This window comes from Streptomyces sp. NPDC089424 (assembly GCF_044749345.1).
Lineage (GTDB): Bacteria > Actinomycetota > Actinomycetes > Streptomycetales > Streptomycetaceae > Streptomyces.
Map to the genome: position 1 here is coordinate 1,656,349 of NZ_JBIVHU010000001.1, position 18,457 is coordinate 1,674,805.

Annotated in this window: 20 protein-coding genes, 1 tRNA gene and 1 pseudogene; 13 read left to right on the top strand and 9 right to left on the bottom strand. The window is 68.8% G+C overall.

The genetic code is table 11. The annotated features are described in order from the left end of the window. The first annotated feature begins 216 nt into the window (after positions 1 to 216). On the top strand, positions 217 to 558 hold the full coding sequence (locus ACIP2X_RS07340) for a DUF6233 domain-containing protein (RefSeq protein ID WP_401668617.1): 342 nt from the start codon (positions 217 to 219) through the stop codon (positions 556 to 558). After that, the gene (locus ACIP2X_RS07345; RefSeq protein ID WP_401668619.1) at positions 555 to 1,547 is read left to right on the top strand and encodes an enoyl-CoA hydratase/isomerase family protein; all 993 of its coding nucleotides are present in this window, start codon (positions 555 to 557) and stop codon (positions 1,545 to 1,547) included. The genes ACIP2X_RS07340 and ACIP2X_RS07345 overlap by 4 nt, the downstream gene beginning before the upstream one ends. Positions 1,548 to 1,790: 243 nt before the next feature. Here ACIP2X_RS07345 and ACIP2X_RS07350 read toward each other — a convergent pair. Then, positions 1,791 to 1,997 (bottom strand): annotated as a pseudogene (locus tag ACIP2X_RS07350) (helix-turn-helix domain-containing protein); the annotation flags it as partial. 82 nt (positions 1,998 to 2,079) lie between these two features. On the opposite strand from ACIP2X_RS07350, the gene ACIP2X_RS07355 reads away from it, so the two are divergent. The 3 genes from ACIP2X_RS07355 to ACIP2X_RS07365 all read left to right on the top strand — a co-directional run bounded on the left by ACIP2X_RS07355 (position 2,080) and on the right by ACIP2X_RS07365 (position 5,378). Then, positions 2,080 to 2,961: a GNAT family N-acetyltransferase gene (locus ACIP2X_RS07355; protein ID WP_401668621.1), complete on the top strand. Its 882-nt coding sequence runs from the start codon at positions 2,080 to 2,082 to the stop codon at positions 2,959 to 2,961. A gap of 255 nt (positions 2,962 to 3,216) precedes the next feature. After that, positions 3,217 to 3,597, top strand: a complete 381-nt coding sequence (locus ACIP2X_RS07360) for a hypothetical protein (RefSeq protein ID WP_401668623.1) — start codon at positions 3,217 to 3,219, stop codon at positions 3,595 to 3,597. A gap of 1,040 nt (positions 3,598 to 4,637) precedes the next feature. Continuing rightward, positions 4,638 to 5,378: an alpha/beta hydrolase gene (locus ACIP2X_RS07365; RefSeq protein WP_401668625.1), complete on the top strand. Its 741-nt coding sequence runs from the start codon at positions 4,638 to 4,640 to the stop codon at positions 5,376 to 5,378. Between the two features lie 625 nt (positions 5,379 to 6,003). Here the strand turns inward: ACIP2X_RS07365 and ACIP2X_RS07370 are convergent. From ACIP2X_RS07370 to ACIP2X_RS07380, 3 genes are all read right to left on the bottom strand, one after another. Further along, positions 6,004 to 6,077: transfer RNA gene (locus ACIP2X_RS07370), tRNA-Met, on the bottom strand. A gap of 55 nt (positions 6,078 to 6,132) precedes the next feature. Beyond that, positions 6,133 to 6,339, bottom strand: coding sequence for a cold-shock protein (locus ACIP2X_RS07375; protein WP_399905897.1), 207 nt, complete (start codon positions 6,337 to 6,339; stop codon positions 6,133 to 6,135). A gap of 1,224 nt (positions 6,340 to 7,563) precedes the next feature. Further along, complete coding sequence (locus tag ACIP2X_RS07380; protein ID WP_401668628.1) at positions 7,564 to 7,716, bottom strand: hypothetical protein; 153 nt, start codon at positions 7,714 to 7,716, stop codon at positions 7,564 to 7,566. 112 nt (positions 7,717 to 7,828) lie between these two features. On the opposite strand from ACIP2X_RS07380, the gene ACIP2X_RS07385 reads away from it, so the two are divergent. Continuing rightward, on the top strand, positions 7,829 to 8,071 hold the full coding sequence (locus ACIP2X_RS07385; protein ID WP_401668630.1) for a hypothetical protein: 243 nt from the start codon (positions 7,829 to 7,831) through the stop codon (positions 8,069 to 8,071). 686 nt (positions 8,072 to 8,757) lie between these two features. Here ACIP2X_RS07385 and ACIP2X_RS07390 read toward each other — a convergent pair. Beyond that, positions 8,758 to 9,381 carry a type III effector protein gene (locus ACIP2X_RS07390; protein ID WP_401668632.1) on the bottom strand — a complete coding sequence of 208 codons (624 nt, stop codon included), beginning with the start codon at positions 9,379 to 9,381 and terminating at the stop codon, positions 8,758 to 8,760. Positions 9,382 to 9,509: 128 nt separating this feature from the next. Here ACIP2X_RS07390 and ACIP2X_RS07395 point away from each other — a divergent pair, with 128 nt between their 5' ends. The 5 genes from ACIP2X_RS07395 (at position 9,510) to ACIP2X_RS07415 (ending at position 12,186) form a co-directional block, all read left to right on the top strand. Continuing rightward, a complete protein-coding gene (locus ACIP2X_RS07395; RefSeq protein ID WP_401668635.1) occupies positions 9,510 to 9,941 on the top strand; it encodes an Hsp20/alpha crystallin family protein in 432 nt (143 codons plus the stop codon). A gap of 101 nt (positions 9,942 to 10,042) precedes the next feature. Further along, positions 10,043 to 10,423, top strand: a complete 381-nt coding sequence (locus ACIP2X_RS07400) for a DUF2267 domain-containing protein (RefSeq protein ID WP_401668638.1) — start codon at positions 10,043 to 10,045, stop codon at positions 10,421 to 10,423. A 53-nt stretch (positions 10,424 to 10,476) separates the two neighbouring features. Further along, positions 10,477 to 10,920: a DUF2267 domain-containing protein gene (locus ACIP2X_RS07405; protein ID WP_401668640.1), complete on the top strand. Its 444-nt coding sequence runs from the start codon at positions 10,477 to 10,479 to the stop codon at positions 10,918 to 10,920. 55 nt (positions 10,921 to 10,975) lie between these two features. Beyond that, the gene (locus ACIP2X_RS07410; protein WP_401668642.1) at positions 10,976 to 11,365 is read left to right on the top strand and encodes a hypothetical protein; all 390 of its coding nucleotides are present in this window, start codon (positions 10,976 to 10,978) and stop codon (positions 11,363 to 11,365) included. Positions 11,366 to 11,727: 362 nt separating this feature from the next. After that, the gene (locus ACIP2X_RS07415; protein ID WP_401668645.1) at positions 11,728 to 12,186 is read left to right on the top strand and encodes a hypothetical protein; all 459 of its coding nucleotides are present in this window, start codon (positions 11,728 to 11,730) and stop codon (positions 12,184 to 12,186) included. Between the two features lie 552 nt (positions 12,187 to 12,738). Here ACIP2X_RS07415 and ACIP2X_RS07420 read toward each other — a convergent pair. After that, positions 12,739 to 13,728, bottom strand: coding sequence for a helix-turn-helix transcriptional regulator (locus ACIP2X_RS07420; RefSeq protein ID WP_401668647.1), 990 nt, complete (start codon positions 13,726 to 13,728; stop codon positions 12,739 to 12,741). Between the two features lie 191 nt (positions 13,729 to 13,919). On the opposite strand from ACIP2X_RS07420, the gene ACIP2X_RS07425 reads away from it, so the two are divergent. Then, positions 13,920 to 14,759: an SDR family oxidoreductase gene (locus ACIP2X_RS07425; protein WP_401668649.1), complete on the top strand. Its 840-nt coding sequence runs from the start codon at positions 13,920 to 13,922 to the stop codon at positions 14,757 to 14,759. Positions 14,760 to 14,813: 54 nt separating this feature from the next. After that, on the top strand, positions 14,814 to 15,602 hold the full coding sequence (locus tag ACIP2X_RS07430) for an SDR family oxidoreductase (RefSeq protein ID WP_401668651.1): 789 nt from the start codon (positions 14,814 to 14,816) through the stop codon (positions 15,600 to 15,602). 112 nt (positions 15,603 to 15,714) lie between these two features. Here ACIP2X_RS07430 and ACIP2X_RS07435 read toward each other — a convergent pair whose 3' ends face one another. The 3 genes from ACIP2X_RS07435 to ACIP2X_RS07445 all read right to left on the bottom strand — a co-directional run bounded on the left by ACIP2X_RS07435 (position 15,715) and on the right by ACIP2X_RS07445 (position 18,413). Beyond that, positions 15,715 to 16,461 (bottom strand): SDR family oxidoreductase, encoded by a 747-nt coding sequence (locus ACIP2X_RS07435; protein WP_401668653.1) that lies wholly within the window; start codon positions 16,459 to 16,461, stop codon positions 15,715 to 15,717. An 80-nt stretch (positions 16,462 to 16,541) separates the two neighbouring features. Continuing rightward, positions 16,542 to 17,612, bottom strand: coding sequence for an aldo/keto reductase (locus ACIP2X_RS07440; RefSeq protein WP_401668655.1), 1,071 nt, complete (start codon positions 17,610 to 17,612; stop codon positions 16,542 to 16,544). Positions 17,613 to 17,687: 75 nt separating this feature from the next. Further along, complete coding sequence (locus ACIP2X_RS07445) at positions 17,688 to 18,413, bottom strand: SDR family NAD(P)-dependent oxidoreductase (RefSeq protein WP_401668658.1); 726 nt, start codon at positions 18,411 to 18,413, stop codon at positions 17,688 to 17,690. Positions 18,414 to 18,457: the final 44 nt, after the last annotated feature.

Below are 18,457 nucleotides of genomic sequence, written 5' to 3' on the forward strand. Positions count from 1 at the left end.
GGGATCTATCCCTGTACTGGAGAGGTAGTCGACGCGGGGCCATGCTTCCAGTAGAGCGCCTGTTCGAATCTAAGGGTAGGCGGAGGTGTACGGCGGCCGGGCAGCAGGTGGATGGTCCAGAGCCGCTCACGCGTCTGGACGCACTGCGGTTCGTGCGGCGCGTCGCGGAGCAGCGAGCTGTGCGGCAACTGCGCGTCATCGACTCCTGGATCGCTGATGAGAACGACGGACGCGGAACGCCGCCAGGGAGCCGAGCTGCGGCCGGCCCCGCCGCAGTGGCTGGTGCAGTACGGGCTCAACCACACGAACATCGACGCCGTGCACGTGGGCGACTGCTACGCCGCGGCCCGGAGCGGCCGCTGCCGCCCCGCGACCCAGCAACAGGCGATCGACGCCCTGCGCCAGCATGTACGCCCGTGCATCCACTGCCGCCCCGACACTGCCCTCGGCCTCCTCGACCAGGCCGGTGGCCTGCGTCCCCGTTGGCAGGCCCACGAAGAGGGACAGGCCGGGCCTCGCCCCGAGACACAAGGCCACAGAACGGCGGATCGCGGATGAGTCTGCCGTTGCCGTCACCGGCGTGCGGCCGGTTCGGCGCTTCATCCAATTCCGGAGGGAAAGATCCGAAAGACGCCGAGGGTGTGTTCGTGGTCGTCAAGGACGAGGTAAACCTGCTTCCCGACGACGCGAATGCAAGCCAAGGAGACGAATCTGTGAATGAGTGGACCCACTTCTCCGTGACGGCCGAGACCAGGCGTCTGTGGAGGATCACATTCGACTGCCCACCGATCAACCTGGTGTCCCCGGAGATGATCAACGAGCTTCCGAGACTGGTCGACCATATGGAGACTGCTTCGGAGCTGCGGGTGGCCGTATTTGAGTCGGCGAACCCCGAATACTTCCTGAACCACTACGACACCTCCCGAGTCGCGGAGACTCCCAAGGAACTGGGTGCGAGCGGATACCCGCTGCTGATCGATGCCAGCACCCGCCTGTCACGCCTGCCCGTCGTCTCGATCGCCAAGGTCAGGGGCCGGGTCAGAGGCGTGGGCAGCGAGCTGATCCAGGCAATGGACATGCGTTTCGCCAGTGAACGCGCGCTGTTCTGCCAGCCTGAGACGGCAAACGGCAACCTGCCAGGCGGAGGCGGCCTTGAACATCTGCCGTTGCTGCTCGGCCGTGCCCGCGCGCTGGAAGCGGCACTGTCCAGCGACGACTACCCGGGTGAACTGGCCGAGCGGTACGGCTGGGTCAACCGCACCGTCCGTGACGGCGAACTCGACATGCTCGTCGACGTGCTCGCCCGCCGGATCGCCTCGTTCGACAAGGAATCGATCGCCGCGGTGAAGCAGCAAATCAACCGGTACACGCTGCCGTCAGCAGAGGATCTGCAGTCCTCCTATGACCTTTACATGCACTCCTTCGGCTGGCCAGGCTCCAAGCGCAGGATTCCTGCCGCGCTCGCCGCAGGACGCAATCAGCCGGGCGACTACGAAATGCGTCTGGGCTACCACCTCGGCCACCAGCCAGAAGAAGACACGCCGTGAGACTCTGGCGAGATCGCCGCTCCCACCAAGAGCGCGAGCGGTCCGGGCTCGCACTCCGCTTTGTGGCCTGGGCCGGCCGGGATAATGGCCGAGGGGTATGCGGCATGCGGGCGAGGCCGCCGGACTGCCGCCGCTGGAGGGGCGCCCAAACTGCCAGGCCCACCTTGAGCACCACGAGGGCGTGCCGTCGGAGGTCAATGCCTGGTGGCCACCGACGCGACCTGCACGGCGCCGGTCGGCGGAGCTGAGTCGTGGACGGCCACGAGGTCGGGGACGGTCACACAAAGCGGCCAGCCGCTCGGTGGCGAAGCGTTTGCGCCAGGCCCGAACGGTGTCCACGTGCTGGCCGATCCGTCGCGCTATCGCAGCATTCGACATCCCTTCGGCGCAGGCCGACACCGTCGTGGCCCGTTGGACCGGGCCCGCCGGCGCCGTCCGGGATGCAGCCATCTCCTCCAGCCGGGCCGGCTCACCCGCCTCCAGAACGATCACGAACGGACTCGCCAGCGCCAGTGCCCCCTCGGATCAGCCCATGGATCCGCAGATCCTGACAGCCCGGCTCCCCGGCATGATGGACGCCATGGCGACCCAGAACACGGTGAAGGCCCAAGCATTACAACAACGTCTTGCCGGGCGGGCCTGGCGCTGGCCGCCCGTCACCGAACTCAGCGTCCGCTACCGCGCCGGGTTCGCCTACCTCGACGCGCTGCTCGACAACGGCGACGAACTCCCGCTGTGCCGCCTGCGCGACACCGGCGATCCCGACCTGTGGGGTTTCGCCCTCTACACCGACAGCACCGGCCGCTACGAGGACGCCATCCTGCCGACCGGTCACACGGCCGGAACCCCCGAGGAAGCTCTCGACTGCTCCTGCGGCCTGTATCTCGGCGCCCCGGTCACCGCACGCCTCGCACGCGGCGAGGACCTCGCCGCTGCGGTGGACATCTGGCGCCAGGCCAATACCGCGCGCGGACGACCGCCCACCGAGCAGCGCATCGCCCGGGTAAGAGACAAGCTCACCGATCCCGATGCCCTCGTCCTGGTGACCGCGGTCGGTGATGAGGTGCTCGGCATGGCCCTGGCCGAACCGGGACGCGACCAAGACGGCCACGGAGCACGGCTGGAGGAGCTGTGCCACATCTCCATGGTTTTCGTCCACCCCGACCACTGGGGAAGACGTATGGGCCTACTCCTTCTCGAAGGCATCGCAGGACACGCCCACAAGCAGGGGTACGCACACCTCCAGGTTTGGACCGGCAAGAGCAACGACCAGGCGCAACACCTCTACCGACGTGCTGGCTTCACTCCCAGCGGACGCACCCTCCAGCTCGACAGCGGGGAACCCGTGCTCCATTTCGTCCGCCCTGCTTCATACCCCCGAAAGATCAACGCGAAGCTGCGCCGGGTGTATTGACCCGCAGCGCTGCTCACACGGCTGATCGACCAACGTGGGCAGGACGGGTACCCCGGCCGATTGCGCTGGCCTTCGACGCCCAGCCGTCTCCCGTTCGCCTCTTACCGCGACTGATCCGCAACCGGGATCAGCCGGTCTGGCGCCCCAGACCGCGTTTGAGATCTGCCACAGAGCCGCAGACCCGACCGCGGCGGAAGTGCCGGCGGGGCGATCCCTCTTGGTGATCGGTACGATCGGCGGGTTGGCGGGGACGTGATGTTGCAGGTTCTGTACAGCGGGGAAACGAAAGAGCTTGAGCTCTCCGGGACGCGTCAAGGACTGCTGGCGTTCGGGCAGCTGCTGCGGGGGGAGGCCGGGAGCTTTGATCTCTCGGCGAACCCGTGCCCCTCTCCCTACGAGAGGTCGCTGTCGGAGATCGCGTTTCGGGAGGATCCGGAGCGGGCCACCGTTTCGATCGTCACGGAAGCCCAGGTCCTGAGGATCAAGGGAGGGCGGGAAGCTCTCGACCTCCTCGCCGACAACCTAGAGGGCTTCGCCTCCGAGGCGGGTGCAAGCGATCATTGCCACGTCGACTCCCCGACATACGACTACGTCGCGCCAGAGTCGGACCCCCTGGAGATCGCGCTCGCGAAGTGAGCCACGAGCCTTCGGCCGCAACGTGGTTGAGCCTGTGGGCCTCAGTGCGGGAGAGCGATCGTGGGCCTGGTCGGGTTGCCGTGCGTCCCGCTGGCCCACCGATGACGATCACCTGTGCGGGGTTGCTGGTGACGGCCATGGCCAGCGCGAACAGGCCGAGCGGTCCGGAGCTCTGGACGACGACGGTCTGGTGTCCGGCGATCGGCCCCAGTCGTTCGAAGCCCTGTACGACGGTGCGCAGAGCGCAGGAGGAGGCGGAGGCGACGTCGTCGGAGATGTCGTCGGGCACCCGGATGCGGCCCGAGGTGGGGTAGATGTACCCGTATACCGCGAACGCACCGGTCAGATAGGGGTACTGAAGGCAGGACTCGCTCGAGTAGCGCCGTCTATTGGTGCACAGCGTCGGCGGGTGCTCGATGACGCAGTTGGCGCAGCGACCGCACATGCCGTGGCGGGTCATGGGCGGCGCGATGCGGCCGCGTCGGTCGATCCGGACGAACAGGGGGCCTTCGGCGGCCAGGGCGGTGAGCAGCGTGCGGGCGGCCCGGACCGGGCACGTGGCGGGGTTGGAGCCGTAGGGCACCGCCACCTCCTCGTGCCGCTTGAGCTTGCGCCGGTAGACGGTCACCAGGAGGCCGTCCTCGGTCTCCACGACGTCGGTCTGGTCGAGCGCGGCCTGCTCGGAGCGTGGGCGGCGAAGGCGTAGCCGAGCAGCAGCAGCACGGCGCCCCGCTGCCCGATGAGCGTGCCCCGACAGCGCCTCCAGCGCGCCCCGACCGCCGCAGGGCCTCGCCTCGGGAAGCCGCGATGAGGCCCAGTAGCTCTGCGCTGTGTCCGACTCCTTGGCATCCGGCCACGGAGCCCGCGCAAAAACCGTTTGGCGGACCTCGGCGGCCGCTGCTAGTTTCGCGGAGGCCGTGCGAGAGAACGAGGAGGTGGTACCCGTGAACGTATCGACATGGGTGCTCTCCTTTTGGGTCACGGTCGGGCGATAGGTCGTCCGGGAGCGCCGTTCAAGCGCACTCCTGAAAGGCACGACCATGGCCCTTCACTTCACTTCCGAACAGCACCTCGACGACGGCGTCCTCGAACGCGAATTCACCCTCGGCGAGATCCCCGGCATCCTGTGGACGCCTGCATCGGCATCCGAACCAGTGCCGCTGATCCTGCTCGGCCACCCCCCGCTCGGACTGCACAAGATGTATCCCCGACTGGTGGCGCGGGCCCGGCACGCCGCGGCGGATGGCTTCGCCGCGGCCACCATCGAGCTTCCCGGGAGCGGTGACCGGCCCCGTTGGGCCGCCGCCGAGCAGGCCCGCGCCGACCTGCGCCGGGCTATGGAAGCAGGCGAGCCGGTCAGCGACGAGATCATCGACGCCCTCATCCTCCCGCTCGTCGACAAGGCGGTCCCGGAATGGCAGGCCGCCCTTGACGCTCTCCTGTCGCTGCCCGAGATCGGCGGCCCGGTCGGGTATTCGGGAGGAGTGATCTCCATCGGCGTTCGCCTTGCGGTGGTCGAGCAGCGCATCGTGGCCGCCGGTCTCTTCGCCGGGAGTTTCGTGCCTCGCGCCATGTTCGAGGAAGCGCGCCATGTCACCATTCCGCTGCACGTCCTGCTGCAGTGGGACGACGAAGGCAACGACCGGCAGGCAGCCCTAGACCTGTTCGACGCCTTCGGCTCCAGGGAGAAGTCCCTGCACGCCAATATGGGCGGGCACACCGGCGTCCCACAGTTCGCGGGGGAGTACGCGGCCCAGTTCTTCACCCGGCACCTGAGGTGAGAGCCAAGCCCTACACGTCCGTCGTGATCACCTCAACCCGCTCCCATACGGCCTGACCGCCGCAAACGTCGGGCGTCGCCGGGCGCGAGCAGATTGAAGCGCTCGGCGACGCCCCCGGGAGGCGGGGCAGTTCTCCGGCTCCATGCACCGGACCCCAGTCCAACGATCCGTCCCGGCGGGCCACGCGACTGCTAAAGATCAGCCGAAGGCGAGCGTTCACGATGCCAGCAGTGTCCTGGACGATGAGGGTGGATCGACCGGTCCGCCCGATGACCGAGACGAAGCGGGCGGCTCTGGTCAAGGCCAACGCCGCACGGCGCCCCTGCCCCGACTGTCGGCGCGATGCCGGATACGTCATCCCCGCCGCGCTCGGCACCTGCGTGCCCTGCGCTCGCCATCGACGCAGAGTTCACCGCGCTCCAAGATTGCGGCCCGGGCCCGGGGGGCCCGGTGCGGCCAGGCCCGGCTCCTGTGACCTCCGCCGATGACGGAGTGAGGCCGAGTGACGCCAGAGGTGTGGATGGGTCCGGTCAGCTGCCCCGGCACGCGAGGAGATGTTGACCCCCGGGAGATCCGGAGTCCGGATACGACGAAGGGCCCGGACGGATCCGGGCCCTTCGGTCAGTAGCGGGGACAGGATTTGAACCTGCGACCTCTGGGTTATGAGCCCAGCGAGCTACCGAGCTGCTCCACCCCGCGTCGGTGAAGCCACTCTACACAGTGGTTCTCGCGGGGCAGCGCGCATTTTCTGGTGTCAGCCGCGGCGGACAATGTTCTCGGCCTGGGGGCCCTTCTGGCCCTGGGTCACGTCGAAGGTGACCTGCTCGCCTTCGAGGAGTTCACGGAAGCCGTTGCCGGCGATGTTGGAGTAGTGCGCGAAGACGTCCGGTCCGCCGCCGTCCTGCTGGATGAAGCCGAAGCCCTTCTCGGCGTTGAACCACTTCACGGTGCCGCTGGCCATGCGTTGTCCTTCGAAATCGCCGGGTGCTCCCGGTCTGTCGGTGGGGTGGTGCTCTCCTTCGTCGGAGGGCGTCCGGCGTCCGTTCTACCCCGTGGGGCGGGACGCCAATCCGGCGCCCACGCGGGTGGCGCGTGCCGTTGTACTGCCCGGCGGGCCTCGGCCTCTTCGGTGCTGGACCGCTGCATGCGGAAACAGGCGCTTACTTGCCCTTCGCGGCGTCCTCTGAAGCCGCGCATCGTTGCCGACGAGGCCACCACCCCGCTCGTGCTCGACGCACTGCCCGCGGACTTCACCATCACGTCCCCGCGTCCGTACTCCGGCGGCCGCTCGTACCTCCAGCTCGACGCCGGCAACACCGCAGCCGACTTGGACGGAGACGAGTGACCATGACACCCCGCCTGGTCAGTGGCGCCAAGCCGCCGGGCCGCGACCCCGCCGGGGGTGCCGGAACGGGTCGCTGCAGCCCTGACGTCACTCGGGATCTGACCGTCCGCTGCCGTGGGCTGTACGACGACGGTCATTCCCCGTCGAAGTCGTCCACCCATCTCCCGTAGCAGCGAAGGCACTTACCGCCCCACCCCGGGGTGTCCCACTCGTGTTCGGTGTATGCGTTCCTGTCGACCGCGCCGCAGCGCCTGCAGACCCCTACGAAGTCGCAGTGCTTCGACCCGGGGCCGAGCACGGGTGGCCGCTGCTCGCGAGGCAGGTCGCTGAGCGGGACCCGTTGGCTCGTGTGACTGCTGAGCCTCTGCTCGTCCCCGCAGCGCCCGCAGACCTTCACCCTCCAGCACGGGTCATCCGTCTGTGTGTACGGTCCGTACTCATGCTCCATGCGGGACATGAGGTACCTGTCGCAGTGCGCACATCGCACGTCACCCCAGCACGGACCAACGTCGGGATCCACCCTGTCATCCCTGCAATGCCGATACTCGTGCACCAGGAACAGACACAGCACGCGTCGCCGAAACCGCCTCACCCGAGCGGAATCCACGTCCTCCACACCCTTCCCGTATCCCTGGCCCTGCGCCCCCTCGCTGCAGCGCTCGCCCGCGTCGTCCGTACCGCTTCGTCTACTATCCGGCACGCCGACAGCCGCGGCGCGCGGTTCGGCGCGAACCTGATTGAGCACGAGAGGGCGGCCGGAGCCATCTGAGACGCCACAAGGCCCCGCACGCGCCGTGCGGGGCCTTGTGGCGTGTCGTTCCGTCAGCTCCGCGGCCGCCGCTACGCGATCGGGTTCTCGTCCAGCCAGTCCGACAGATCGTGGGCACTGCCCAGAACGTCGGGCCGGTTCGTCTGGGCCGCACAAGCCTCGATCATCTCGGCATCGGTGAGCAGCCGGGCAGGAAGTTCCTGCGGCCGGTCGACTTCTGGCATCGGCAGGCTCCCCAATGCGAGGGCTACACAACGTCGCTGGGACTCTACATCCAGCGATATCACCCAAGTTGGGTAATCAGCCTGACCTTTTGGGCACAACCCCAGGATCGCGATGCTCGTGTCCATGGCCGGCAATCAGCAGACCAGACCAGCCATCGGGGAACTGGCGAAGGACACTGCCACAGGACGCATCGGCGTCGTCATGGGAGGCGTCGGCGGCCGCGTGCAGATAGGGTCGGTCGGCGGCGGCATGGAGTGGGATGCCCAGCCTGGCAACGTGGTGGCGCCGGGCGCGCGGGAGGAACTGAGCGCACGTCTGGCCATCCGGAACGGCAACAGCCGGGACGCGCTGTGATGCGCGCCATCGGCCGGTACGCGGGACTCCTGTTCATCGTCATGATCAGCGGATCGTGCGGCCTGGTGATCGCCCATGGCTCTCGCCATGGACCAGTAGATGCGCGCCACGGACCTGGTGCCCGCATTTAGCCTCGGAACCGTCTCCTTCCCGTTCCCCAAGGGCGAGGACCCCTCGCACGCCGCGCGATCTGCACCAGTCAGCCCGGCATGCGCTCCGCACGCGCGTGCCGCCGCCGAACTCGGCCCGTACCAGGAGAAGGCACCCATTATGATCCTCGCCCTCAGCGCGCCTGTGCACATGGTTCGTGGTCTCACCTACGGCTGCAGGAGCACGTCGCCGCCCGTCCGAACCAGGCGCTGCCGCTCGACGGCCCTGCATCCGCGCTGTGCTCGCTTCATAGCGCATTGCCAGCCTCAGTTCCATCCGCTTCGTCCGGAGGACGAGCCGGGAGCGCGCCGGATAGATCCCTGTTCTGTGGCCTGGAGGAACCGGTCAGACCACCGAGCAGGCCCAGACGCCCGGCGCGGGGATGACGTTCCCCCACGGCCCTCCAAGGCGCCCGCGAAGAGGGCCACCAAGAAGCAGTCCGTGAAGAGCACGGCGAAGAAGACAACCCGCAGGCGCAGTGCCTGAATTGGGCCAGCTTCGGCAGCGCGGTCAGGCGACTGTGGCACCACGCGGGGTCAGGGGGGAGTGAGGGTGTCGAGCCGGGCAGCGAGGTCGCGGTGGGTGGCGGCCAGGTGGGGGCGCATCGCGGCTAGGGGGACGACGAGGTTGGCGGGGTCGTCGTGGGCGAGGGCCGCGTGGAGCTCATCGAGCGGACGGCGGGCGGCGGGGGGAAGGTCGGTGAGGGCGGTGATCTGGCCGGCGAGTCGGCGCAGGTCGGCCGCGTTGCGGCGGGCCCAGGTGGCGGTGCAGCGGTCGGCGGCCCGGGCCTGACGGGTGGCCGTCACGCGCTGTTCGCCGGTGGTCCCGGCCGGGCCGGGGCGGCCGCGCAGGTAGCGGCGCTCGGCCGCCTGGCGGCTGGCGACACCCAGGGGAGTGGCTAGGTCGGCCCAGCTGGCGCCTGCGTCCCGGGCCGTTTCGATCAGGCCGGTCTCCCATCCGGCGAGCCGCTCACGTACCTGCCGCAGCAGCATCAGCGAGGCCAGAGCCTGCTCCGGGGCCGGCCCGGCGCCGACGGCGTCGGGGGTCTCGTGCCGGGCGTCGCGCAGGGCGTCGTCTATGGCTTTCAGGGCCGCCGCGGCGGCGAGGAACGACGCCGGGCTGTGGACGTCGGTGGAGACCGGCTTGTCGGGTGCGGTCACGGGCACCTCCCTTAGGTTGTCATCATGTAGACGACATCGTGTTTGTCATCCATTGGATGACATGCTACAACGATGTCAGTGAGGCGCATTGGCAGTAACTGCCTGAACCTGCTGGAGGTGTTTTCACGATGTTGATGCGCACTGACCCCTTCCGTGAGCTGGACCGGCTGGCGCAGCAGCTGATGGGCCCGGGCACCTGGTCGAAGCCGTCGGCGATGCCGATGGACGCGTACCGCGAGGGTGGCGAGTACGTGGTGGCCTTCGACCTTCCCGGCGTCAGCGCGGACGCGATCGACATCGACGTCGAGCGGAACATGCTGACGGTCAAGGCGGAGCGCCGGCCGGTGGCGAAGGCCGACGACGTGCAGATGGAGCTGTCCGAGCGACCGCTGGGCGTCTTCTCCCGTCAGATCGTGCTCGCAGACACCCTCGACACCGAGCACATCCAGGCCGACTACGACGCGGGCGTGCTGACCCTGCGCATCCCGATCGCCGAGCGCGCCAAGCCCCGCAAGATCTCCATCGGCGTCGGGACCGGCCACAAGGAGATCTCCGGCTGACACCGGCCGGACAGGTGCGGAGGACAGGCACCTGATCTCCCCCTCACCTCGTCCTCCGCACCCCGTGGGCAGGCCGAAGAACAAGAAGGGGTGGCGGCGAGATGACTCTGCGACGCGAAGCGTTCCTCGCCCGCGTGAAGGAGCGCGGCGAGTACGGCACTGTGGAGGAAGCCGAGCGCGCGGCCCGTGTGGTGCTCGCCCTGCTCGGCGAGGTTCGCGCCCAGCTCGCGGCACGTCTCCCGGAGGAATTCGCCCTGATCCTGCTCAACCCGCTGCAGAGCGCCGAACCGCTGCCCCCGGAGCGGTTCGTGCGGGCCACCGCGGCCTGGATCGAGGGCGCCACCGAGCAGACCGCGACCTGGGACGTCAGCGCCGTACTGTCCACGGTCGCCGACACGGCCGGCGAGGACCTGCTGGGGCAGATCCTGCTCCAGCTCCCCGCCGACTACGACCTCCTCTTCGGCCGCCCACAGCCCACCTGAGCCCTACCTCGGTGCCACACACCCGCACCGCTCTACGAAAGGCATGCACTGCAGTGATCACCGACGTGCGCGTACCGGCTGAGCACCAGCAGCCGTACTCGACGGCGTATGAGCAGATGCTGGAGAAGGTCCGCTACGAAGGCGCCTACCCCACCCGCGAGAGAGCCGCAGAAGCCGTCCGCCTGGTTCTGGCGGGGCTGGGGCGCCAGCTGACCGGCGACGAACGCGTCGACCTTGCCGCCTGCCTGCCCCTGGAAGCCGCACGTGTCCTGACCGCACAGATCCCCGACCCCCAGCCGCTGACCGGCTGGGCCTTCGTCAAGGACCTCGCCGCCCGCTCCGGCGCCTCCCTGGCCACCACCCGCTGGGACACCGGCTCCGTCTTCACGGCCGTCGCCGCCCACGCCGGCCCTGACCTCATCACCCGCATCCTCCACCAGCTCCCCGCCGGCCACGCGCTGTTGTTCGGCCGCGCCGAACTCACCTCCGCCGCCTGAACGGCACCGGCACCCCGGCACCCCGGGACCGCAACAGGATCCCCTCCAGCGGCCCTTGGCGAAGTCCCCGATCCGCGCGATCGGGACTTCCGCCTTCGCTGTGCATGATGACCGTGTCGCGCTGTGTTTCGATGGCGACCAATCGGTCTTCTTCGACGTGAAGGTGACCGGGGCGAACCCGGAGGCGACCTCACGTATCACCTACTCCACGAAGGACTCACTCAAAGGTCAGACTGTCACGGTCCCCGCGCAGACTCCGTGGGACCAGTGGGAACGAGTGTCCGAAGGATCGCTCACCGGCATGTCACTCACCGCGACGGTCGACAACCCGACCATCAGCCCCTACACGGTCAGCGTGGTTCTCGTCACCTGCAGGCTCACTGTGTTCGGCAGGCCCCCGATGGTGCACACCGGAGACGGCATGTGCACCGTCATCCTGACCTAGACCAGGTCGTTCGCAGTGACCGTCGGCAAAAAGCAACCTCGGTAGCTGTGCGCCTGGTTTGCTTCAAGCTGAAGCTGCCCGCCGTGACGCTACCGGCTTCCCGGGAGTGGTCCCCGCCGCAGCCAAGCCCGAACACCTAGCCCGGCGCCCGCAGAGTCGTCGGCCATCGGACAAGCGCGCCGCGCGCGCCGGCGACTCGGGGGTTCCACGGGCCCGGCGATGTCTGCGCTGCGCGCTGAGGGTTGCACCCAATCCGCGCGAATCATTCCGCAGTAGGATCTCCACCAACTCGCATTGGCGTGGAGTGAGTTGAGTTCAGGTGCTGGCGGAACAGCCAGGCAGATGTACAGGGGAGGACCGCAGTGATCAGGTGGTACGGGTGGGGCATCCTCGCGCTCCCCGTAATGATCTTCTGCCTACTCGGCTGTGCCTTCGGGGGGACCCTCCTCCTGTGGGACATCGCCGCGCAAGGAGACAATGGCATCGACCACGGCGGAGTACCGCTCGGCAGTATGGCCGTGGGTCTCGTTGTCGGAGGCCTGCTCAACCATGCGCTTGGGCTGGCACTCAACAGTCGCCGTATGGCGGATGGCACCCGGGTACGCACCAACCGGCACGGTCTCGGCCACGACATTGCCCTGGAGCGCTTCGGCCGGGGCCAGGCTGTCTTGGGAATCCTGGCGCTGCCGTTGAGCGCCGTCCAGTTCGTTTCCGCGCCGATCGTCTGGACGCTGATCATCGCCTGGGCCGTCATTGTTGTGACCGTGCTGGTGGCCGTGTCGCGCCGCAGAGGCGACAGCGGGGCGACGCAACGTCCGTGAGCCTTTTCAACCTCACATTGGGGGAGGTCCGGTTGGGGGTCACGAAGCAAGGAACCGCACTTCGAGATAGCTGCGGATCGGAGCCGACGGTCGCGTCAACCCGCCATGCCGCCTGACTCAGGCTGACCTGAGTCCGCGTCACATTTATGCCGTTACGGCTATATGGACGGCCGGGCTTGTGACTGCGGCACAGCCGGGAGGCCTGATTGCTGAGTGCGATTACCATCTCCGGCTCCTGGAGGCGAACGTGCCGCATCCCCGGGTGAGCGACCTGGTCTTCCGCCCCTCGGACACCCTCAAGGATGCGTCTGCGGAGCAGATTGTCGACGAGGCTGTGAAGTACCGGCCGATCGCGCTGTGAGCTGGGAGGCCAGCTGGCCGTGGCTTGCTGTTCTGCGCGGGCGCGGGTGGTGGCGAGTCGGCAGCACCCGCCCCCTCGTCGTGCCGTGTCGGCGTCGGCTGGCTCAGTCGAGTGGAGCGCTGACGGAGCCCCCGGACCGTATGTCTCCGGAACCGCTCGGACCCCGTCGGCCGTCCGCCCTTCCCCCGCCGTCACCCCGGGGCGTCGCCGGACCGGTTCCCGGGGCGCACGGACCCCTCCCGGCGATCGTCCGTCTTCGGGCGTGCTCCTGGAGTTCGTGCGGTGACGTCCCTGGCGTCGGCTGCCTCCGTGCCCCATCCGGCCAGTAGGTGCAGGGCGGTTTCGGAGGGGCTGTCGGGTTCGGTGCTGTAGATGAAGAGGGTCTGGTCGGGGTCGTCGGCGGGAGTTAGGGCCTGGTAGGTGATGGTGAGGTCGCCGACGAGGGGGTGGTGGTAGTCCTTGGTGCCGGTGGTGCGGCGGTGGACTTTGTTGTCGGACCAGTAGCGGCGGAACTCTCCGCTGTGGATGGAGAGTTCGCCGACGAGGGCGCTGAGGGCGGGGTCGTCGGGGTGGCGGCCGGCGTCGAGGCGGAGCATGGCGGCGGTGTCGGCGGCGACGTGGTTCCAGTCGCGGTACAGCTCGCGGGCGTGGGGGTCGAGGAAGACGAAGCGGGCCTGGTTGCGTTCGGCGGCGGGCAGGGCGTGGAAGTCGGTGATGAGCCGTCCGGCGAGCTGGTTGTGGGCGAGGACGTCGAGGCGGCGGCCGAGGACGAAGGCGGGGCGGCCGGCCTGCTGGAGGGTGTCGAGGAGGTCCCAGGTGGTGCGGTGGATCTGCTGGGGGCGGGGGCGGCGGCGCCGGGTGGTGGGCCGGGGGCGGGCGAGGGTGTGCAGGTGGGTGCGTTCGGCGTCGTCGAGGTGCAGGGCGGTGGCGAGGGCGTCGAGGACTTCGGTGGAGGCGCTGGGGCTGCGGCCCTGTTCGAGGCGGGTGTAGTAGTCGACGCTGACTCCGGCCAGCCGGGCGAGTTCTTCGCGGCGCAGGCCCGGGACGCGGCGCCGTGCGTGGCCCGGTTCGTCGGTCCCCGGTGCGTCGAGTCCGGCCTCCTGTGGGGTGAGGCGTGAGCGGGCGGAGCGCAGGAATTCCGCCATTGATGTGCTGGTGGGGTGCTCACGGTCCTGGTCCATGTATCCAGGGTCGCGCACGCGGGGCGGATTCGGCTGGGTGAGGGTGGCCCATCTTGTCCCCCGATCAGGTGGGCCATTTCCACGCCTCTTGTCCCAGGTCAGTGGTGGTTTCGTGGATGCCGGGCCCCGCCACCGGACGTGGTGGCCGGGGCACCTTTCGAGACGTACCAATCGACGTATGGAGGTTTCTCATGGCTACGTGGTTCATCACTGGCGCGGCGCGTGGGCTGGGTTCGGAGGTCGCTCGGGCGGCTGTGCGGGGCGGCGATTCGGTCGTGGCCACCGCGCGGGATCCGCGCGGGCTGCCGGAGGATCTGCGGAACTCCGAGCGGGTGCTGGGTGTGGCGCTGGACGTCACCCGGGGTGAGGAGATCACCGGGGCCGTGGAGGCGGCGGTGGAGCGGTTCGGCACGATTGACGTCCTGGTCAACAATGCGGGGCGTGGTCTGCTGGGGGCGCTGGAGGAGATCACGGACGCGGAGGCGCGTTCGCTGTTCGACCTGAACGTCTTCGGCCTGATCAACATGACCCGTGCCGTCCTGCCCGTCATGCGGGCGGCCGGGGCGGGGAAGATCGTGCACATCGGGTCGCGCTCCGGTTTCGAGGGTGAGCCCGGGGTGAGCATGTACAGCGCGTCGAAGGCTGCGGTGGCCGGGATCGCCGAGGCGCTCGCGGTGGAGCTGGAACCCTTCGGGATCCAGAGCATGGTCGTGGAACCCGGCGTCTTCCGTACCGACTTCCTCGACACCAGTTCGCTGTCGACCGCGGCGGTGCGTATTCCCGCCTATGACGGTACGCCCGCCCACGCCACCCTGGACTGGGCCGGTACCGCGAACCACACGCAGCTCGGTGACCCGGTCAAGGGTGCCGCCCTGATCCACGAGGTCGTCGGCGGCGACCAGCTCCCCGGGCACCTGGCCCTGGGCCGTGACGCGATCGAACGCCAGCTGGTCAAGATCCGCGCCCTTCAGGACGACCTCGCGGCCTGGCGGGAGAAGTCGGCCGCCACCGCCTGCGACGACGCGGCCTGATCGCCTTCAGCGGCGCCCTCTGAGAACAGGAAGTAACCAGCCATGAGATCAACCATGACATCAGCCAAGACATCCCTGCTGACCGGACGGCCGCTGGACGGCCGCGTGGCCGTGGTCACCGGCGCATCCAGCGGAATGGGTGCGGCCACCGCCCGCCGGCTGGCCGAACTCGGAGCCGCCGTCGCCGTCGTCGCCCGCCGCAAGGAGAAGCTCGACGCGCTCGCCGCCGACATCGCCTCGACGCGCGGACGGGTCCTCGTGCTGCCGGTCGACGTCACCGACCGCGTGGCCGTCCGTACGGCGGCCGACCAGGTGGCGGCCGAGCTCGGTCCGGCGGACCTGGTGTTCAACAACGCGGGAGTCCAGCTCATCTCCGCCATCGACGAGCTGAAGGTCGACGACTGGCAGCGGCAGATCGATCTCAACGTCACGGGCGTGATGAACGTGATCGCCGCCTTCCTTCCGCACCTTACCGCCGCCGCCGACCGTGGGGCTGCCGCCGACCTGATCAACATGTCCTCCATCGCGGCCACCCGCATTCTGGAGAAGTACTCGATCTACTCCGGCACCAAGGCCTACATCAGCCACCTGACCCGTCTCATCCGCATCGAACTGGGCCGGAAGAACGTCCGGGTGAGCGCCATCGAGCCCGGCATGGTCGACACCGAACTGCCCGACCACGTCACCGACCCCGACGCCAGCGCCCTGATGTCCGGCCTGCTCCACGACATCGAGTGCCTGCGCGACACGGACGTCGCGGAGACGGTCGCCTTCATCACGGCCCTTCCCCGGCACGTCAACATCAGCGAACTGACCATCCTGCCCACGGCCCAGCCCATATAAAGCGTGGACCCAGGTGACGGCCAACGGCCGGTCGGCGTCCTCTCCCGCCGACCGGCACGCCTGGCTCCATGCTCGGGCCCCACGTCCGTCGTACGGGGCGGTGAACCTGCCCTCAGAGCTGGGTTTCGCCGCCGTCCACGGCCAGTTCGACGCCGGTGGTGTACGTGGCGTCGAAGGCGAGGAACGCGGCCGCCGTGGCGAACTCCTCGACGGTGCCGTACCGCTTCATGGGATTGCTCGCGGTCCGCTCCGCCCTGAACGCGTCGGCGGCCTCCTGGGACAGGCCCATCGTTTCCAGGACCCCCGAGTCGATGGGACCCGGGCTGATCGCGTTGACACGGATGCCTCGTGGCAGCAGCTCGCGGGAGAAGGTGCGGGCCATCGAGCGCAGCGCCGCCTTGCCGGCCGCGTAGACGCTGGTGTCCACCAGGCCCATGACGTTGGCTATCGAGGTGGTGAGGACGACGCCGGAGTTCGTGCTCAGGAGCGGGGCGAGCTTCTGCACGGAGAAGAAGGCGCCCTTGACGTTGATCGCGAACAGTTCGTCGTACATCTCCTCGGTCGTCGACTCAAAGGGCGTGAGGGGTGAGACGCCGGCGTTGACGAACAGGGCCTCGACCGAGCCGAGGTCGCTCTTGACCCGGTCGGCGAGCGCGTCCAGATCGGACAGTGAGGCCACATCGGCCCGGACGGCCACGGCATTCGTGCCGAGCCGCTCGCGCGCCGCGTCGAGCTTGGCCTGGGACCGGCCGGTGATCACCACACGGGCCCCGCCTCGCACCAGCAGCTCCGCCACCGCGAGTCCCATGCCGCTGCTGCCGCCCGTGATCACGGCGTTTCTGTCGTCGTACTTCCCCATGCCGGGGTTGCTCCTTCCCATCGCCGAAAACAAGGTGGTGTGTCTGGTCGCCGTCGTCCTGATGGCGAGTCAGTGACGGGTCAGTGGCGGGTCTCGATCTTCATGTCACCGGAGATGACCGTGCGGATGTGGTCACTGGCGAGCAGGCCGTGCGGATTGCCGAGGTCGATGGCGCTGACCTCGTCGAGCCGGGCCAGCTGCGAAGGCGTGAGCTCGACCTGCAGCGCGCCCAGGTTGTTCTCGAGCTGCGCGAGGGTGCGGGCGCCGATGATGGGTGACACCACGCCCGGGGCGTTCAGGGCCCAGGCGAGTGCGACCTGGGCGGGTGTGCGGTCCAGCTCCGTGGCCACGTCCTTCACCGCGTCGGCGATGGCGAGGGTGCGTTCGGTGACCATGCCCAGGGCGGCGTTGAGGGCCTTGCGGTTGCTGGCGGTCTCGCCGGCGACGGGGCCCGCGGGGTTCAGGTCGTCCCCGCCGTACTTGCCGGTGAGCACGCCGCCGCCCAGCGGGGAGAAGGAGACCACGCCCAGTCCCATCTCGCGTGCCATGGGGATCAGGTCACGCTCCCCGGTACGTTCGATCAGGCTGTACTCGATCTCCAGCGCTACCAGCGGCGACCAGCCGCGCAGGTCGGCGATCGTCTGCATGCGCGCCACCTGCCAGGCCGGGGCGCTGGAGACCGCCACGTACAGGACCTTGCCCTGCCGCACCAGGTCGTCCAGGCCGCGCAGGATCTCCTCCACCGGCGTCCTGAAGTCCCAGACGTTCAGGTAGAGCAGATCGATGTAGTCCGTGTCCAGGTGCCGCAGGCTGGCCTCCACCGACGCCAGCATGCTCTTGCGGTGCGTGCCGCCGGAGTTGGGGTCACCGGGCGTACGCAGCGTCGAGTACTTCGTCGCCAGCACCAGGCGCTCGCGCTCGCCGTGGGCGAACTCGCCCAGCAGGCGCTCGGAACTGCCGTTGGTGTAGGTGCTTGCGGTGTCGAAGAAGTTGCCGCCCAGTTCGGTGTAGCGGTCGAACAGCTTGCGCGCCTCCTCGCGCTCGGCGCCCCAGCCCCATTCGGTGCCGAACGTTGCCGTACCCAGCGCCAGCGGGGAGACCCGCAGCCCGGAACGGCCCAGCAGCCGGTAGGTGTCGAGAGTGAGTGGCATCGTCTGTACTCCTGTTCGTGCAGAGGTGGTTCGTGGCGTTCGAGAGCGTGGACCGGCGGCCGGCCCGCCCGGCTCTCAGATGCCGAGTCCGTAGCCGCCGGCCACGGCGACGTCCTGTCCGGTGACGTAGCTGGAGGCGTCGGAGGCGAGGAAGGCGACGACTTCCGCGATGTCCTGGCCGGATCCGAAGCGGTCGAACGGGATCTTCGCGCGCATGGCCTCCCGGTCACTGCTGGGAACTCCCAGCTTGTCGAACAACGGGGTATCGGTCGCCCCGGGGCTCACGGCATTGACGCGGATCCTGCGCGGAGCCAGTTCGATCGCGAGCGAGGGCAGCATCGCCAGCAGGGCGCCCCGCGTCGCCGCGCCCAGGGCGGCGCCCGGGCTGCCGCGACGGGATCCGATGCCCACGGTGAAGACGATCGATCCGCCGTCGTTCATGAGCGGAAGGGCTTTCTGGAGGGTGAAAAACTGGCCCTTGAAGTTGACGTCGACCTGTTCGTCGAACGACTCCTCCGTCACGTCGGCGACCGGCGCGGGGCGGAAGATCCCGGCGTTGAGGAACAGCAGGTCGAGAGAGCCGAAACGTTCGGACACCGTGGTCAGGAGAGCGTCGGTGTCGGCCAGTACGCGGGCGTCGGACTGAACGACGAGTACGTCCTCGGGAAGCTCGCGCCGTGCCCGGGCGAGGGAGTCGGGGTTCTGTCCGGTGACCGCGACCTGGTAGCCGCGGGCGTGCAGCAGTTCGGCGGCCGCTCTGCCGATTCCGGTCGTGCCGCCGGTGATGAGCGCTGTGGGCATGGCGGGCCTTTCGATCGAGGTGAGGCTGGAGTCCCCATAAACGG

Excerpts from the sequence above, each read along its gene's own strand:
- ACIP2X_RS07340 (WP_401668617.1), top strand. The coding sequence starts at position 217 with ATGAGAACGACGGACGCGGAACGCCGCCAGGGAGCCGAGCTGCGGCCG.
- ACIP2X_RS07345 (WP_401668619.1), top strand. The coding sequence starts at position 555 with ATGAGTCTGCCGTTGCCGTCACCGGCGTGCGGCCGGTTCGGCGCTTCA.
- ACIP2X_RS07355 (WP_401668621.1), top strand. The coding sequence starts at position 2,080 with ATGGATCCGCAGATCCTGACAGCCCGGCTCCCCGGCATGATGGACGCC.
- ACIP2X_RS07360 (WP_401668623.1), top strand. The coding sequence starts at position 3,217 with ATGTTGCAGGTTCTGTACAGCGGGGAAACGAAAGAGCTTGAGCTCTCC.
- ACIP2X_RS07365 (WP_401668625.1), top strand. The coding sequence starts at position 4,638 with ATGGCCCTTCACTTCACTTCCGAACAGCACCTCGACGACGGCGTCCTC.
- ACIP2X_RS07375 (WP_399905897.1), bottom strand. The coding sequence starts at position 6,339 with ATGGCCAGCGGCACCGTGAAGTGGTTCAACGCCGAGAAGGGCTTCGGC.
- ACIP2X_RS07380 (WP_401668628.1), bottom strand. The coding sequence starts at position 7,716 with ATGCCAGAAGTCGACCGGCCGCAGGAACTTCCTGCCCGGCTGCTCACC.
- ACIP2X_RS07385 (WP_401668630.1), top strand. The coding sequence starts at position 7,829 with ATGCTCGTGTCCATGGCCGGCAATCAGCAGACCAGACCAGCCATCGGG.
- ACIP2X_RS07395 (WP_401668635.1), top strand. The coding sequence starts at position 9,510 with ATGTTGATGCGCACTGACCCCTTCCGTGAGCTGGACCGGCTGGCGCAG.
- ACIP2X_RS07400 (WP_401668638.1), top strand. The coding sequence starts at position 10,043 with ATGACTCTGCGACGCGAAGCGTTCCTCGCCCGCGTGAAGGAGCGCGGC.
- ACIP2X_RS07420 (WP_401668647.1), bottom strand. The coding sequence starts at position 13,728 with ATGGACCAGGACCGTGAGCACCCCACCAGCACATCAATGGCGGAATTC.
- ACIP2X_RS07425 (WP_401668649.1), top strand. The coding sequence starts at position 13,920 with ATGGCTACGTGGTTCATCACTGGCGCGGCGCGTGGGCTGGGTTCGGAG.
- ACIP2X_RS07430 (WP_401668651.1), top strand. The coding sequence starts at position 14,814 with ATGACATCAGCCAAGACATCCCTGCTGACCGGACGGCCGCTGGACGGC.
- ACIP2X_RS07435 (WP_401668653.1), bottom strand. The coding sequence starts at position 16,461 with ATGGGGAAGTACGACGACAGAAACGCCGTGATCACGGGCGGCAGCAGC.
- ACIP2X_RS07440 (WP_401668655.1), bottom strand. The coding sequence starts at position 17,612 with ATGCCACTCACTCTCGACACCTACCGGCTGCTGGGCCGTTCCGGGCTG.
- ACIP2X_RS07445 (WP_401668658.1), bottom strand. The coding sequence starts at position 18,413 with ATGCCCACAGCGCTCATCACCGGCGGCACGACCGGAATCGGCAGAGCG.